At 60.4% G+C, this 15,689-nt stretch carries 14 protein-coding genes; 9 read left to right on the forward strand and 5 right to left on the reverse strand.

Annotation, left to right across the window (positions count from 1 at the left end; all coding sequences use genetic code 11):
- Positions 1 to 335 precede the first annotated feature (335 nt).
- Entirely contained in the window at positions 336 to 884 is a 549-nt protein-coding gene (locus AC07ZE_RS20630; RefSeq protein WP_207266440.1) for an RNA polymerase factor sigma-70, read from the forward strand.
- Between the two features lie 135 nt (positions 885 to 1,019).
- Here AC07ZE_RS20630 and AC07ZE_RS20635 read toward each other — a convergent pair whose 3' ends face one another.
- The 3 genes from AC07ZE_RS20635 to AC07ZE_RS20645 all read right to left on the reverse strand — a co-directional run bounded on the left by AC07ZE_RS20635 (position 1,020) and on the right by AC07ZE_RS20645 (position 3,702).
- The gene (locus AC07ZE_RS20635) at positions 1,020 to 2,033 is read right to left on the reverse strand and encodes a GNAT family N-acetyltransferase (RefSeq protein WP_207266441.1); all 1,014 of its coding nucleotides are present in this window, start codon (positions 2,031 to 2,033) and stop codon (positions 1,020 to 1,022) included.
- 146 nt (positions 2,034 to 2,179) lie between these two features.
- Entirely contained in the window at positions 2,180 to 2,983 is an 804-nt protein-coding gene (locus AC07ZE_RS20640; protein ID WP_207266442.1) for a substrate-binding periplasmic protein, read from the reverse strand.
- A gap of 95 nt (positions 2,984 to 3,078) precedes the next feature.
- On the reverse strand, positions 3,079 to 3,702 hold the full coding sequence (locus AC07ZE_RS20645) for a TetR/AcrR family transcriptional regulator (protein ID WP_137807296.1): 624 nt from the start codon (positions 3,700 to 3,702) through the stop codon (positions 3,079 to 3,081).
- Positions 3,703 to 3,865: 163 nt separating this feature from the next.
- Between AC07ZE_RS20645 and AC07ZE_RS20650 the strand changes: the two genes are divergently transcribed.
- The 8 genes from AC07ZE_RS20650 to ppnP all read left to right on the forward strand — a co-directional run bounded on the left by AC07ZE_RS20650 (position 3,866) and on the right by ppnP (position 13,205).
- On the forward strand, positions 3,866 to 5,668 hold the full coding sequence (locus AC07ZE_RS20650; RefSeq protein WP_207266443.1) for an acyclic terpene utilization AtuA family protein: 1,803 nt from the start codon (positions 3,866 to 3,868) through the stop codon (positions 5,666 to 5,668).
- Between the two features lie 12 nt (positions 5,669 to 5,680).
- Positions 5,681 to 6,565, forward strand: coding sequence for an SDR family oxidoreductase (locus AC07ZE_RS20655; protein ID WP_207266444.1), 885 nt, complete (start codon positions 5,681 to 5,683; stop codon positions 6,563 to 6,565).
- 3 nt (positions 6,566 to 6,568) lie between these two features.
- Entirely contained in the window at positions 6,569 to 8,185 is a 1,617-nt protein-coding gene (gene atuC, locus AC07ZE_RS20660) for an acyl-CoA carboxylase subunit beta (protein ID WP_207266445.1), read from the forward strand.
- A gap of 26 nt (positions 8,186 to 8,211) precedes the next feature.
- Positions 8,212 to 9,369 carry an acyl-CoA dehydrogenase family protein gene (gene atuD / locus AC07ZE_RS20665; RefSeq protein WP_207266446.1) on the forward strand — a complete coding sequence of 386 codons (1,158 nt, stop codon included), beginning with the start codon at positions 8,212 to 8,214 and terminating at the stop codon, positions 9,367 to 9,369.
- Complete coding sequence (locus AC07ZE_RS20670) at positions 9,366 to 10,163, forward strand: enoyl-CoA hydratase/isomerase family protein (RefSeq protein WP_207266447.1); 798 nt, start codon at positions 9,366 to 9,368, stop codon at positions 10,161 to 10,163. Before atuD ends, AC07ZE_RS20670 begins: the two co-directional genes overlap by 4 nt.
- A 111-nt stretch (positions 10,164 to 10,274) precedes the next feature.
- A complete protein-coding gene (locus tag AC07ZE_RS20675) occupies positions 10,275 to 12,236 on the forward strand; it encodes an acetyl/propionyl/methylcrotonyl-CoA carboxylase subunit alpha (protein ID WP_207266448.1) in 1,962 nt (653 codons plus the stop codon).
- A gap of 71 nt (positions 12,237 to 12,307) precedes the next feature.
- Positions 12,308 to 12,859: a 3'-5' exonuclease gene (locus AC07ZE_RS20680; protein WP_207266449.1), complete on the forward strand. Its 552-nt coding sequence runs from the start codon at positions 12,308 to 12,310 to the stop codon at positions 12,857 to 12,859.
- Between the two features lie 61 nt (positions 12,860 to 12,920).
- The gene (gene ppnP, locus AC07ZE_RS20685; RefSeq protein ID WP_207266450.1) at positions 12,921 to 13,205 is read left to right on the forward strand and encodes a pyrimidine/purine nucleoside phosphorylase; all 285 of its coding nucleotides are present in this window, start codon (positions 12,921 to 12,923) and stop codon (positions 13,203 to 13,205) included.
- 70 nt (positions 13,206 to 13,275) lie between these two features.
- On the opposite strand, the gene AC07ZE_RS20690 is transcribed toward ppnP, so the two are convergent.
- Positions 13,276 to 14,082, reverse strand: coding sequence for an MOSC domain-containing protein (locus AC07ZE_RS20690; protein ID WP_207266451.1), 807 nt, complete (start codon positions 14,080 to 14,082; stop codon positions 13,276 to 13,278).
- A 470-nt stretch (positions 14,083 to 14,552) separates the two neighbouring features.
- Positions 14,553 to 15,488 (reverse strand): chemotaxis protein CheV, encoded by a 936-nt coding sequence (locus AC07ZE_RS20695; RefSeq protein WP_207266452.1) that lies wholly within the window; start codon positions 15,486 to 15,488, stop codon positions 14,553 to 14,555.
- Positions 15,489 to 15,689: the final 201 nt, after the last annotated feature.

Genomic DNA, 15,689 nt, shown 5'->3' on the forward strand with positions numbered 1-15,689 from the left:
GTCACGCCCCATTCAAAGGCGCGCAGGACGCGGTCTTCGCCGAGCGCGCGAGGCATTGGTAATGCTGTACTCCCGGGGTTGCGGCCCGGAGCCATTCACCAATGAGAACGGATGACATCTTGAAATAATTAGTCGACTGGCTTGAACGCCAACCGGGCCGGGGCCGCAAGGGGAGCGACAGCGTGTCGCAGTTCTCGTTCTGCACCTTCAAGGAGCATTACTTCTCTTTCTCAATTGACAATCATTATCATTCAACATAATTTGTCGCTCGATGTGTAGGACTGCCCAGGTCATCCAGGCGTCCTACCGACCTATTTGGCAGCAAGGTGATTTCCATGACGGAACAAGTGTCCACAAGCAGGTGCGATTCGCCGCTACTACAGGCCTTCGTCGACAATCGACTGATTCTGGTCAAGATTGCTGCCCGCATCACCGGCTGTCGCTCGCGTGCCGAGGATGTGGTGCAGGATGCATTCTTCCGCCTGCAATCGGCGCCGCAGATCACGTCCTCGTTCAAGGCTCAGCTCAGCTATCTGTTCCAGATCGTGCGCAACCTGGCGATCGATCATTACCGCAAGCAGGCACTGGAGCTGAAATATTCCGGGCCTGAAGAGGAAGGTCTGAACGTGGTGATTCAGGGGGCTTCACCGGAAACGTCGCACATCAATTTTTCCACCCTGGAAAACATCGCCGACGCGCTCACCGAACTGCCGAGCCGCACCCGCTACGCCTTCGAGATGTACCGCCTGCACGGCGTGCCTCAAAAGGATATTGCCAAGGAACTCGGTGTCTCGCCGACCCTGGTGAACTTCATGATTCGCGATGCACTGGTGCATTGCCGCAAGGTCTCGGGCAGTCGTGCGCATACCAGCGCCCGTCGTTAAGATCTGACATTTGCGTCGCCCCCCTTCGCGAGCAAGCCCGCTCCCACATTAGTCCTGCGTTCACAGGTCAAATGTGGGAGCGGGCTTGCTCGCGAAGACTGACTCAAGACCAGTGAAGGTCTTGAGCCCTACCCATCAAACCAACTCACACCGCTCAAAAAACCGCTCACGCCCCAACACCATCAACGCGGCACGCTTGTGCGGGAAGTCGAATTCCTTTTCGCAATGGAATCGCTGCCCCTGCATGTACCCGATCATCCTGGCGTTATCGGCACGAGGCTCGGCAACCACTCGCTGAGTGCGCGGATCGTCGAGAAACAGGTAGTGCGTCAACGCCGTTAACCAGCTCGCCACCTTGTGCGGACCGCGGTGGTTTTCTTCACCCACCAGCATGTGAATGCCCCGGTCGTAATCGCCGGCATCGTAGAACGGTGCGATGCGATCTTCCTTGGCCCAATAGGCTTCGAAATAGGCGAACGGTTGATCGTCGAAACAGCCGATCAGCGTCACCGTGTGGGGATCCGCTGCGAGTTTTTTCAGGTACTCACGATGCTGTTCGAGACTGCCCTCCTCCTGCCAGAAACTTGCCACGCGCGGGCTGTTCTGCCAACGGTTGAAACGGGCAAGGTCTTGGTCGATGTCGACCGTGCGCAAGGAAATCCAAGCCCCGAGTCGTGCATCGAAACGCCGATAGACCTCGCCCTGCGGCTTTACCGGCCGCAGCGGATGGCGCTTGCCACCACTGATGACCATTTGCTGTGGATAACTGCTGGTCAGCGGCTGCACCCGCCAGGGCTGCGGCAACTGCCAGAACAAGGTGCGTTCGCAGCGGTACTCGCCGACGGTTTCCGTAGTGACCAGTAAGCCGCTGAGCAAAGCCTCAGTCGGCGCTTCATCCAGTCGCCAGGTCAGGCGCTGGCAGGCCGGGTTTCGGGCGAACAACCAATAGCAGGCTGACCAAATGGCCTGGCTGACAGGATGATCGCTGCTCTCTTCCAATTGCAGTTGCAACTGGCAGTCGCGGTTCAGGCGCAGCTGGATCAGTGGTTGTCCTTCAAGGCTGAGGCTCAGCCGGTTTTCGGTTTCGTCGGCTACAAGACGGTTGCCTGTGGGTAAGGCCAGGGCAGTCAGGGCATTGGGATTGGACATGGATCGGGCTCACGATAATCGTCGACAGTTCTACGATGTGACGTGAGCCGGGGTGGGAAATTTAAGAGGATCTGATCAAGACGGATATACACCCGCTTCCTAAGAACAGGATTACGGTCAAAACGCGACCTGTGACGCCATCCCGCTTAGTGCGGCACCGGCACGATCGCAATCTTGTACGGGTTGAAAATCTTCAGCATCTGCCCATTGTCCCGCAGCCCTTGCAGCAAGTTTCCGAACGCCTCGCCCGTGATCGGCGCGGTGGGGCGCAGGATGGCGTAGTGGTGATAAACCTGATCGATACGATCGGACACCAGCAACTGATCGGCGACTTTCAGATTGCGTAAAAAGTAGTCGCTCAAGTAAGAGCGTGTGACCAGGGCGATGTCGGCGCGGCCGCGCAGTACCATCAGCAGGTTACTGTCGTGGGAGTAGGTCAACGTGGCGTTGTAGTGGGTGGCGAGGTATTTGGGCTCGGCGTTGAAATTGGCGAATTCGTAGTGGTAACCGCTGAACAGCGCCAGTCGTTTTCCCGTCAGGTTGGCAAAATAGTCTTGCTGGCGAGCTGGTTGTCCTTCGGGCCGGCGTTGCGCGACGAATATCTCGGCGTCTTCCAGGCCCATGTCGACAGTGGTGTGTGGAATATCTTTCCAGCCCCAGTCGGGGTTTTCGAAGATCGCCATGTCCACCCGGCCTTGCTTGAAGTCACCAAAACGCCGGGGAATGGAAGTCGGCACCAGTACGAACTGATAATTGCTTTGCAGGGCGTTGAGCGCTTCGACCAGTTGCGGCAGCAGCCCCGTGTCGACACCGGTTTCCGGGCGCACGGTATACGGCGGAAAATGTGCGGCACCGATGCGCACCAGTTGTGCTGCCTGGGACGGCAGTATCGATAACGCCGCCAGCGCTGCCAGCAAAAGACGCGAAGCCGTCCAAATTGGCGAAGACATCAAAACGACCCACTCCCCAGAAATACCGCATCAATGCATTCAAGCTAGGCGGTTTCGCCCAGTTAGCCAGTTTCCTGCCGACCAACACAAACTTATTATTTCTCCTCCAACACCAGAATCAGCGCCTCATCGGCCAACTGATCGAGGCTCATACTGCCATCGGCGCGAAACCAGGTGGTGGTCCAGGACAATGCTCCGGTGAGGAAGCGTCGGGTGACGAATACATCACCGCGTATGAACCCGGCACTCTTGGCCTCACCCAGCACCTGCAGCCAGATGTCTTCATAGATGTCCCGCAGCGCCAGGACTTTGGCCTGGCCGTCCTCGGACAGCGAGCGCCATTCGTAGACCAGCACCGCCATGGCCTCGCCGCTGCCACCCATGATCGACTGCAATTCACAACGGATCAGCGCCAGCACCCGCTCGCGCACGCTGCCGGCTTCGGCGATGGCTGCGCGCATCAGCGCCGTGTTGTAGCGGATGGTCTCTTCCATCACTGCCCGCAAGATTTCGTCCTTGCTCTTGAAGTGATGGAAAATGCTCCCCGACTGGATACCCACGGCGCCAGCAAGATCACGCACCGTGGTGCGCTCGTAGCCTTTATTGCGAAACAGGTGGGCCGCCACTTGCAGCAGCTTGCCACGGGCGCTGTCCGGATCGGTCAACTGGCCGTTGTCGACCAGTTCACGCATGACCCTCAGGGCTTTTTGCTCGTCCACCCGTTCTCTCCTACAGTCATGATCACCGCTAAAACAGCGGGGTTGCGCGGGCAATTTAAGCTGGCATTGGCAACCAAGCAAGCGCTCGGGCATAAGATATTTCAGTCGTTTACAAACCAAGCGCTTGCTTGGTAGTCTCGAGACACATTTGCCGGAGGGGGTTATGGAATTGACTGCGCCCAAAACTATTCGCATCGGTTGCGCCAGTGCTTTCTGGGGCGACACCTCGACCGCCGCCGAGCAACTGGTGGAAGCCGGACGCCTGGACTACCTGGTATTCGATTACCTGGCGGAAATCACCCTGTCGATCATGGCCGGCGCGCGGATGAAAGATCCCCAGGCCGGTTACGCCAGCGACTTCGTTGAAGTCTTGAGCCCCCTGCTCCCGCAGATCGCCGAGCGGAAAATCCGCGTCATCAGCAATGCCGGCGGGGTCAATCCACAGGCCTGTGCCGCCGCCCTGCAAGCGGCTTGCGACAAGACCGGGGTCGCCTTGAAGATCGCCGTGCTGCTGGGTGATGACCTGCAACCGCAGTTCAAGCAATTGAGCGCTCGCGGTGTTCATGAAATGTTCAGCGGCGCCCCGCTTCCGCCAATGTGCGTCTCGACCAACGCCTACCTCGGCGCGCCGGGCATCGTCGAGGCCCTGCGCCTTGGCGCGGACATCGTGATCACCGGGCGCGTGGTCGACAGCGCCGTGGTCAGCGCGGCGTTGGTGCATGAATTCGGCTGGTCGTGGCACGACTACGACAAACTGGCGCAGGCTGCGCTGGCCGGGCACATCATCGAATGCGGCGCGCAGTGCACCGGCGGCAACTTTACTGACTGGCGCGATGTGCCCGACTACGAACACATCGGCTTTCCCATCGTCGAAGTCAGCGCCGACAGCCAGTTCATCATCAGCAAACCCGAGGGCTCCGGAGGCCTGGTTACACCTCTGACGGTGGGCGAACAGATGCTCTATGAGATCGGCGATCCGCGCGCTTATTTGCTGCCGGACGTAGTCTGCGATTTCACCCAGGTCAGACTCGTGCAACAAGGCAAGAACGCCGTTCAGGTGCACGGTGCAAAAGGCCTTGCGCCGACCGATCAATACAAGGTCAGCGCCACCTACCCGGATGGTTACCGCTGTACCGCCAGTTGCCTGATCGCCGGCATCGATGCGGTCGACAAGGCCCGGCGTGTCAGCGAAGCGATCATCAACAAGACCTCGGAAATCTTCACCCGGCGCGGCTGGGCGCCCTACAGCGATGTGAGTATCGAACTGCTTGGCAGCGAGGCCACTTACGGCCCCCATGGCCACCGCCAGGACAGCCGTGAAGTAGTGATCAAACTGGCGGTGCGACATCCGAACAAACAAGCGTTGATCCTGTTTTCCCGGGAAATCGCCCAGGCCGCCACTGGCATGGCACCGGGGCTGACCGGCATCGTCGGTGGACGGCCGACGGTGTATCCGCTGATCCGCTTGTTCTCGTTCCTCATCGACAAAACCACTTGCACGCTGGAAATTGATCTCATGGGCCAGCGCCATTCATGCGCCCTGCCCGCCCTGGAAGTGCTCGATACCCACGATTTGCCCGCGCCGTTCGAACCACCCAAACCCGACGGCCCGGCCGACGCCAGCGTGGCACTGATCAAGCTCGCCGTGGCGCGCTCCGGCGATAAAGGCAACCACAGCAACATCGGGGTCATGGCCCGCGAGCCCGAGTACCTGCCGTGGATCGCTGAAGCGCTGACCCCGGAAGTGATCGTCGACTGGATGAGCCATGTCCTCGACCCGGTCCACGGGCGCGTCGAACGCTGGTATTTGCCTGCCACCCACAGCCTGAATTTTCTCTTGGAAAACGCCCTCGGCGGCGGCGGTGTCGCCAGCCTGCGCATCGACCCGCAAGGCAAGGCCTTCGCCCAGCAACTGCTGGAAATCCAGATTCCGGTGCCGCAACGCATCGCCGACCAGGTCAACTAGAGGATTGCCGCCATGGCTTACGATTCGATTTTCAAAGCTGAGCTGTTTGCAGGCCAGACCATCATCGTGACCGGTGGCGGCAGTGGCATCGGCCGTTGCACCGCCCACGAACTGGCGGCCCTCGGCGCCCAAGTGCTGCTAGTGGGTCGCAAGGCCGACAAACTGAAAGCCGTTGCCGCGGAAATTGCCGAGGACGGTGGCAAGGCGGACTGGATCGTCTGCGACATCCGAGACGAAGATGCAGTCAAGGATCGCGTCGGCGACCTGATCAACAAGCACGGCCCGATTCACGGCCTGGTCAACAATGCCGGTGGGCAGTACCCGTCGCCCCTGGCCTCGATCAACCAGAAGGGTTTCGAAACGGTCATGCGCACCAATCTGGTGGGCGGTTTCCTGATGGCCCGGGAAGTGTTCAACCAGTCCATGAGCAAGCACGGCGGCGCCATCGTCAACATGCTCGCCGATATGTGGGGCGGCATGCCCGGCATGGGCCACTCCGGCGCGGCGCGTTCGGGCATGGACAACCTGACCAAGACCGCCGCTTTCGAATGGGGCTATGCCGGGGTGCGGGTCAACGCCGTGGCACCGGGCTGGATCGCATCCAGTGGCATGGACACCTACGAAGGCGCATTCAAGGCGGTGATCCCGACCTTGCGTGAACACGTCCCGCTCAAGCGCATCGGCACCGAATCGGAAGTCAGCGCCGCGATCGTTTTCCTGCTCAGCCCGGCGGCGGCGTTTATCAGCGGCAGCACCTTGCGCATCGATGGCGCCGCCAGCCTCGGCGGGCGGGCCTGGCCGATTCACAAGGCGCAGAACAGTGAGTCGTACAACGGCTTCCATCGCGCGTACTTACCAGACGTACTGCGGTCCGACGTGCTCAAGAACAAGGAATAACCCATGCCGGTGATTCAGTCGCAACTCGACCCCCAAAGCGAACAGTTCGCCTGCAATCGCGCGGCGATGCTGACGTGCATCGAGCAAGTCCGGGTGCTCGAACAGAACCTGCTGAACAAGGCCGCTGAAGCCAAGGAAAAATTCGACAAGCGTGGGCAATTGCTGCCCCGTGAACGCCTCAACCTGCTGCTGGATCCCGGTGCACCGTTCCTCGAACTGGCAAGCCTGGCCGGCTACAAACTGCACGACGACAAGGATGGCAGCTCCGCCGGTGGTGGCTTGATCGCCGGCATAGGCTACGTGTCCGGCGTGCGCGTGCTGGTGGTGGCGAACAACAGCGCGATCAAGGGCGGGACCATTTCCCCCAGCGGTTTGAAAAAGTCCCTGCGCCTGCAACAGATCGCCATGGAAAACAAACTGCCGGTGATTACCCTTGCCGAAAGCGGCGGCGCCAACCTCAACTATGCAGCGGAGATTTTCGTCGAGGGTGCGCGCAGCTTTGCCAATCAGGCGCGAATGTCGGCCATGGGTCTGCCGCAGATTACCGTCGTGCATGGCTCGGCGACGGCCGGTGGTGCTTATCAGCCGGGTTTGTCGGACTACGTGGTGGTGGTGCGCGGCAAGGCCAAGCTGTTTCTCGCCGGGCCGCCGCTGCTCAAGGCAGCCACCGGCGAAGTCGCCACCGATGAAGAACTGGGCGGCGCCGAGATGCACGCGCAAACCGCCGGCACCGCAGAATACCTGGCCGAAAACGATGCCGACGGCGTGCGCCAGGTGCGCGAGATCGTCAGCCTGCTGTCCTGGAACGATCAACTGCCGTGGTGCCCGGAAGCGCAATGGGAAGAACCGCTCTACCCCGTCGATGAATTGCTGGGGCTGATCCCGGATGATCCGAAAAAGCCTTACGACGTACGCGAAATCATCGCCCGTATCGCCGACGGCTCGAACTTCCTCGAGTTCAAGGCCGAGTTCGACCAGCAGACCGTTTGCGGTCACCTGAAAATCCAGGGGCGCACCTGCGGCTTCATCGGCAACAACGGCCCGATCACGCCCAAGGGTGCGAGCAAGGCTGCACAGTTCATTCAGCTGTGCGACCAGAGCCAGACACCGCTTCTGTTTTTCCACAACACCACCGGGTTCATGGTCGGCACCGAATCGGAGCAGCAAGGCGTGATCAAGCACGGCGCCAAGATGATCCAGGCGGTGGCCAACGCCCGTGTACCGAAACTCACCCTTGTGGTGGGTGGTTCCTATGGCGCCGGCAACTACGCGATGTGCGGCCGCGGCCTCGACCCGCGCTTCATCTTCGCCTGGCCCAACAGCCGCACCGCGGTCATGGGCGGCGCACAGGCCGGCAAGGTGCTGCGCATCGTCACCGAGGCCAAACAGGCCAAGGATGGCCTGGTACCCGACCCGAAAATGCTCGACACGCTGGAACAGGTCACCGCGCAGAAACTCGACAGCCAGTCCACGGCACTCTACGGCAGTGCCAATCTGTGGGACGACGGTTTGATCGATCCACGGGACACCCGGACCTTGCTCGGTTACTTGCTGGATATCTGTCACGAAGCTCAGGTGCGGCCGTTGCAAGCCAACAGTTTTGGTGTGGCCCGGTTCTAGGCCGACTCTAAAGGAGAACAATAAAAATGATCTTCACCCAGGAACACGAAGCACTGCGCCGCACCGTCCGCCAATTCGTCGATCACGAGATCAATCCTCATGTCGAGGAATGGGAAAAGGCCGGACGTTTTCCGATTCACGAGATCTTCCGCAAGGCCGGCGACCTTGGCCTGCTGGGGATTTCCAAACCGGAAAAATTCGGCGGCATGGGGCTGGACTACAGCTACTCGATCGTCGCCGCCGAAGAGTTCGGCACCATTCATTGCGGCGGCATTCCGATGTCCATCGGCGTGCAGACCGACATGTGCACCCCGGCCCTGGCGCGCTTCGGTTCCGATGAGCTGCGCGACGAATTCCTGCGCCCGGCGATCAGCGGCGAACAGGTCGGCTGCATCGGTGTCTCCGAAGTCGGTGCCGGGTCCGACGTGGCGGGGTTGAAAACCACCGCGCGCAAGGATGGCGATGACTATGTGATCAACGGCAGCAAGATGTGGATCACCAACTCGCCCAGCGCCGATTTCATTTGTCTGCTGGCCAACACCTCGGACGACAAGCCGCACATCAACAAGTCGCTGATCATGGTGCCGATGCACACTCCCGGCATCAGTCTCAGCTCGCACCTGGACAAACTCGGCATGCGCAGTTCGGAAACCGCCCAGGTGTTTTTCGACAACGTGCGCGTGCCGCAGCGCAACCGCATCGGTCATGAAGGCGCGGGGTTCATGATGCAGATGCTGCAGTTCCAGGAGGAACGTCTGTTCGGCGCAGCAAACATGATCAAGGGCCTGGAGTACTGCGTCGACAGCACCATCGAATACTGCAAGGAGCGCAAGACGTTCGGCAGCGCGCTGATCGATAACCAGGTCATTCACTTCCGTCTGGCCGAATTGCAGACCGAAATCGAATGCCTGCGCGCACTGGTCTATCAAGCTACCGAGCAATACGTCAAAGGCCAGGACGTCACCCGCCTGGCGTCCATGGCCAAACTCAAGGCCGGGCGGCTGGGTCGCGAAGTCAGCGACAGCTGTCTGCAATATTGGGGAGGCATGGGCTTCATGTGGGACAACCCGGTGGCCCGGGCTTACCGCGATGTGCGGCTGGTGTCGATCGGCGGCGGCGCCGACGAAATCATGCTGGGGATCATCTGCAAACTCATGGGCATCCTGCCGGGGAAAAAGAAATGAGCAGCCTGCCCGTTTGCCAGACGTTGTTGCTGGAGCCCCATAACGGCGTGCTGCACATCACCCTCAATCGCCCGCAAAGCCGCAATGCCATGAGCTTGCAGATGGTCAACGAACTGCGCGCGGTGCTGGCGGCGGTGCGTGATGACCGTGCTGTTCGCGCCCTGGTGATCGGCGGTGCCGGCGGGCACTTCTGTTCGGGCGGCGACATCAAGGACATGGCCAACGCCCGCACCCAGGGCGCGACCGCATACCGCGAATTGAACCGTGCCTTCGGTGCCCTGCTGGAAGAAACCCAGCACGCGCCGCAAGTCGTCATCACCGTGCTGCAAGGCGCGGTATTGGGTGGTGGCTTCGGGTTGGCCTGCGTCAGCGATATCGCCATGGCCGATCATCAGGCGCAATTCGGTCTGCCGGAAACCAGCCTCGGCCTGTTGCCGGCGCAGATTGCTCCGTTCGTGGTCCAGCGCATCGGCCTGACCCAGACCCGGCGCTTGGCCCTGACGGCGGCACGCTTCGATGGCACGCAGGCGCGGCGCATGGGGTTGGTGCATTTTGTAGAGCACGACCCGCAAGCCCTGGCCGAACGCCTTGATGAAGTGCTGGCCCACGTGCTGTGTTGTGCTCCGCAAGCGAATGCGGCGACCAAAAAGTTGTTGCTGGCGAGTGCGGTGCAGCCGTCAAGCGAGCTGCTGGATGAAGCGGCCCAGTGGTTCAGCGAGGCCGTGACCGGTGCGGAAGGCGTCGAGGGGACCATCGCCTTTGTGCAAAAAAGAAAACCGGGGTGGGCCTCATAAAAAGCTTCGCGGGCAAGCCCGCTCCCACATTTTGAAATGCATTCCAATGTGGGAGCGGGCTTGCTCGCGAAGAGGCCTTCACAATCACCGCAAAACCTAGGGAACAACCCAATGCCCGGATTCACAAAAATCCTGATCGCCAACCGCGGTGAAATCGCCTGTCGCATCCAGCGCACCGCCCAGGTTCTGGGCTATCGAACCGTCGCCGTGTTCAGCGATGCCGATGCCGACGCGCTGCATGTGCAAATGGCCGACGAGGCCGTGCACATCGGCCCCGCCCCGGTGCAACAGTCTTACCTGAACATTCCGGCGATCCTCGACGCGGCTCGCCGAACCGGAGCGGACGCGATCCATCCGGGTTACGGTTTTCTTTCGGAAAACGCGGGGTTCGCCCGCGCCTGCCAACACGCCGGCATCACCTTCATCGGCCCCAGCCCCGAAGCCATCGAACTGATGGGCAGCAAACGCCTGTCGAAAATCGCCATGATCAACGCCGGCGTACCCTGCATCCAGGGTTATCAGGGCGCCGAACAGGATGACGCCACCTTAAGCCGCGAAGCCGAACGCATCGGCTATCCACTGATGATCAAGGCCAGTGCCGGGGGTGGCGGGCGCGGCATGCGCCTGGTGCACGATGCCGGTGATTTTCTGGAGCAGGTTCGCACCGCCCGCTCCGAAGCCCTGCATGGATTTGGCAGTGATGAACTGATCCTCGAACAGGCGTTGATCGAGCCACGGCACGTCGAAGTCCAGCTGTTCGGCGACCAGCACGGCAACCTGATCTACCTCGGCGAGCGCGATTGTTCGATCCAGCGCCGCCATCAGAAAGTCATCGAAGAAGCGCCCTGCCCGGTCATGACCGCCCCCTTGCGTCAGGCCATGGGCGAAGCGGCGCTCAAGGCCGGTCGTGCGGTGAACTACGTCGGCGCGGGCACCGTGGAATTCCTGCTGGATGCGCGCGGACAGTTTTATTTCCTGGAGATGAACACCCGTCTGCAAGTGGAACACCCGGTTACCGAACTGATCACCGGCCTGGACTTGGTGGCCTGGCAACTGAACGTCGCCGAAGGCCAACCGTTGCCGCTGCGTCAGGAGCAGGTACAACTCAACGGTCATGCCATGGAGGTGAGGCTTTATGCCGAGGACCCGGCCCAGGGGTTTGTCCCGCAAACCGGGCACATCACGGCCTGGGAACCGGCGCTGCGCGATGGCGTGCGGATCGATGATGGCCTGATCGAAGGTGGACACATCAGCCCCTTTTACGATCCGATGCTGGGCAAGATCATCGCCCATGGCGCCACCCGCGAAGAAGCCCGACGCAAGCTGCTGCGGGCAGTACAGGACAGCGTGCTGCTGGGCATGCAGAGCAACCAGCGCTTGCTCGCCAGCCTGTTGCAGCACCCGCAATTCATCAGCGGCCAATTCAGTACCGGATTCATTACGCAGCATTTCGCCGACCATCCGTGCCTGCACCCTCATGTACCCGCCGCAGAAGAGTTGGCGATTGCCTGCGCCCTGCTCTACCAGGCCTCTGCCGGTGCGCACCGCGGGCCGCTGGCGGGTTGGCGCAACAACGCCAGTGTGCCGCTGCACTATCGCCTGGGTCTGGAAGACCAGGAGTGGTCGGTGGCGTTGAACGCCGTGCCGGGCCAGGCGTACAGCATTCAAGTCGCCAGCCGCAGTCTTGAACTGAAGATCATTGAGTGCGATGCACGCCGGGCTACCCTGGAGATCGACGGCATCCGTCAACGCCATGCCTACCAGCTGCAGGCCGGGCAAATCTGCCTGTTTACCCGTCCGGGCAGCCTGTGCTTGACGGATCGGACCCAGGCTTTGGTTGGCAGCCAGGTCAGTGCCAGCACCGGCACCCTCAAGGCACCTATGGACGGCGCAATCGTCGATGTGCTGGTCAGCGAGGGCAGTCCGGTGAGCAAGGGCCAACTGCTGGTGGTACTCGAAGCCATGAAAATGGAGCATCCGCTCAAATCGGGCATCGACGGCGTACTCAAGCGTTTGCAGGTCCGGGTCGGTGATCAGGTCAAGAATCGTCAGATTTTATTGGAGGTCGAATAAGCCGCTAGGCGGAACCGCCGGGTTTGGCTACGCTCAAAGCCTATCAGGACGCGGATACCAGGAACCCTGCGATGCCTCAATGGCTGGTCATTGATCTGGAGGCCACCACCGACGAGGGTGGTTGGCCAGTAACGGAGATGGAAATCATCGAAATCGGCGCCACCCTGGTGGACCGCAAAGGGCGCGAAGTGGATCACTTCCAGTGCTTTGTGCGGCCATTGCGGCGGCCGCTGCTGACGCCGTTTTGCCGCGAACTGACGCACATCACTCAGGCGGACGTTGATACGGCACAAACGCTGGGCGAGATCTGGCCCTCATTCGAACAATGGCTCGGACAACATCAAGCGTCACTGGAAAGTTGGGTCAGTTGGGGCGATTACGATCGCCAGCAGCTGATTCAGGAATGGCAGCGTCTGCAACTCGACAGCCTCCTGAGCCGTACACCGCACATCAACCTCAAGCAACGTTTTGCCAAGGCCCGTCGCCTGGAGCGCCCGCTGGGACTTAATGGCGCGCTGCAACTGGCCGGCCTGCAATTTGCCGGGCAACAACACCGGGCACTGGAGGATGCGCGCAATACCGCGCGCCTGTTACCGCAGATACTCCCCCCTCTGGAGAGGTGACGACACCGGCCCCCTTGTGCATACTGGCCGGCCATTTTTAGCCCTTTTCGAGGAATCGCCCATGTTTAAAGTCAACGAGTACTTCGACGGCACCGTCAAGTCGATCGCCTTTGGCACCGCTGAAGGTCCGGCGACCATCGGCGTCATGGCTCCGGGCGAATATGAATTCGGCACCAGCCAGCGTGAAATCATGCACGTGGTGTCCGGCGCCCTGACCGTCAAGCTGCCGGACAGCAGCGACTGGGAAACCTTCGGCGCCGGCAGCCAGTTCAATGTACCTGCCAACAGCAAGTTCCAGCTGAAAGTGGCCGTAGACACCGCTTACCTGTGCGAATACCGCGGCTAAAACCCTGGGTTTTCACGGCGACAAATAAATGCCCGCGTCCTTGGACACGGGCATTTATTATTCAGGCTCTTTATTCCAGGATCGTCACCGGCATGCCGACTTCAAGCCGGCCATTGCTGTCATTGACCAGATTCTGGCCGAACATCGCGCCATCGGCCTCGGCACGGTACTTCTGCAAGGTGGCCAAAGGTTCGCGATCTTCGCTGCGTTCGCCGGTTTGCGGGTCGATGGTGGTCAGGATGCAACGCGAACACGACTTGACCACCCGAAATTCGACATCGCCGATGCGAATGCGTTTCCAGCCATCCTCAGCATAAGCATCGCTGCCTTCGATCACCAGGTTCGGTCGAAAGCGCAGCATTTCCAGTGGTCGGCCGACCCGTTGCGACAGATCCTCCAGCGAGGCCTGGCCTATCAGCAACAAGGGAAAGCCATCGGCGAACGCCACCTGGTCATCGTCCTTGCCGTAGCCAGCCTGGGTTGTCCGCGCCCGATCCAGTGGCACTTGCACCAGGCGCGTCGGCCTGCCGATGAATTCACTGACCCAGGCACCCGCTGCATCGCCGGCATCCGGCACGCGCAAGGTGTCGCGCCAGATGGTCACGCCACGCAGTTCGGCATCGCTGCCAGGCAACGCGATATCAATCGGTGAATGGCCGGGGGCATCCAGGCTCAAGCCACCCTCGGCATTCCACAACGCCGACAATTGGCTCATCTGCGCCACCGCCCGCTGGGTCAGGAAGCGTCCGCTGGCCTCGTCCACCAGCATCCAGCGTCGATCCCCGTCCAGCCCCAGCTTGTCGAGGCTGACCTGCTGCAAGGCCTCACCCTTGCCGGATTTCAACGGAAAACGATAAAGCGCGCTCAGACGCAGCATGGCCAGCTCCCTGGTGGATAAAAAATGCCACCCTATACGAGCTTGATTGCCGAATCAAAGTGCAGACAACACTAACCCTCAGACTGGCGTTGGTGTTGGCTTTGGCTTTGGCTTTTGATCCACCCGCCCCTTCGGCAGGCTGAGTGGAGGTGTTAATCCGGGGACTGGCGCGCAGCGCCGTTCGACGCAGTCGAACCCATCGCATGCAGGTGCCAGCGAAGCCAACCGGAGGGCGATGCCCCCGGATGGATACCGGAGCGAAGGAACGCCGAGCCTCAGCGAGGGGCCGGACGCTCAGGGCGAGCCTTTTTTGCTTACTTTTTTTGGCGTTTGAAAAAAAGTGAGTCGCCGTAAGGGCGAAACCGCCAGTGGCCGTTACCGCAGGAATGGAGATGTACTCCATCAAAAACGATGTCGCCTGACACAAAGCCTTCGCGAGCAGGCCCGCTCCCACAAAAGCCGTGTCGTGATCAGGCAGGCACTTCGTCCAGCATCAACCGCTGGCGCACCACGTCGACCAATTTGTCCGGCTGGAACTTGGAGAGGAAGTTGTCGCAGCCCACCTTCTTGACCATCGAGTCGTTGAAACTGCCGGACAAGGACGTGTGCAGCACCACATACAAGCTACGCAGACGCGGGTCGTTGCGGATTTCCGTGGTCAGGCGATAGCCATCCATCTCCGGCATTTCCGCGTCGGTGAATACCATCAACAGCTTGTCGGTCATGTGAACGCCGGTGTCGGCCCAAGCTTTGAGCATGTTCAGTGCCTTCAGACCATCACTGGCAATGTGCATTTTCACCCCCAACTGACCCAGGGTGTCGCGCAACTGCGCCAAAGCCACATTGGAGTCATCCACCAACAGCACTTCACGACCGCGAGCACGCTCAAGGACCGGGTCGTTGAGTTTGTCGCGGGACACCTTGGCATTGTAAGGAACGATTTCAGCCAGGACTTTTTCCACGTCGATGATTTCCACCAACTGATCGTCGACCTTGCTGATGGCAGTCAGGTAGTGCTGGCGACCGGCACTGGTCGGCGGTGGCAGAATCGCTTCCCAGTTCATGTTGACGATCCGGTCCACACCACCGACCAGGAACGCCTGCACGGAACGGTTGTACTCGGTGACGATGATCGTACTGTTCGGACCCGGCACCAACGGACGCATGCCGATCGCCTGGGACAGGTCGATCACCGGCAGGGTCTGGCCACGCAGGTTGACCACGCCGCAAACGAACGGATGGCGCTGCGGCATCAGGGTCAGTTTTGGCAGTTGCAGGACTTCCTGCACTTTGAACACATTGATTGCGAACAATTGCCGCCCGGCGAGCCGGAACATGAGAATTTCCAGGCGATTCTCACCCACCAGTTGCGTACGTTGGTCTACCGTATCGAGAATGCCAGCCATCAATGACTCCTGGGCTTGTACTGATGAATTCACTAATAGAGGGTTATCGGCTGTTTTTGCCAGACCTTGACCCCTTGCAAAATGCCTCGCTCAAACATTGATGTCACATTAACATCATGCTTTACTGGCGTTGTGATTTCATCTGCTACATTCTCTTCGACGCGACCATTGTTTTCGCAAGAGGTTCCGCTGCATAAGGGA

The sequence above is a fragment of the Pseudomonas sp. GW101-3H06 genome, from assembly GCF_059424605.1.